This window comes from Salinarimonas soli, assembly GCF_008386575.1.
Taxonomy (GTDB): Bacteria; Pseudomonadota; Alphaproteobacteria; order Rhizobiales; family Beijerinckiaceae; genus Salinarimonas_A; species Salinarimonas_A soli.
In genome coordinates this window covers 1-333 of the sequence record NZ_VUOA01000151.1, presented here as the reverse complement: position 1 = coordinate 333, position 333 = coordinate 1, and the positions used below count along the sequence as shown (strand labels likewise).

Genomic DNA, 333 nt, shown 5'->3' with positions numbered 1-333 from the left:
CTGCGGCGTCGAGAATGTCCTCGATAGGAGGCGCGAATTGCAAACATGAGGCTATTTTACTCCGGCTTGACACCTAGATTTCGGATGCCTGGGCGGGGTGTTTGAGCACGCGCATCCATTGGGTGAATTCCCTGATGGAGAGCAGGAATCCAGTGCAGACAACCACCACCGAGAGCAGGAGAATCCACGGGCTTCCTCCGGAGGCCAGGGCGTCCGTGGCTAATACCGTAGCGATGGTGTTGGGGGCGGATCCGGCCACCGTGACCAGCAGGTACGGCAGGACGGGAATGCTGGAGAGTCCGCAGGCGTAGTTCAACAGGGAAAACGGAACGG

General features: G+C 59.5%; 1 protein-coding gene. It reads right to left on the bottom strand.

Going from position 1 to position 333, the window contains the following annotated elements; all coding sequences use genetic code 11:
* Positions 1–73 precede the first annotated feature (73 nt).
* A partial coding sequence (locus tag F0L46_RS25535; protein ID WP_240540165.1) for a TVP38/TMEM64 family protein occupies positions 74–333 on the bottom strand: 260 nt, incomplete at its 5' end.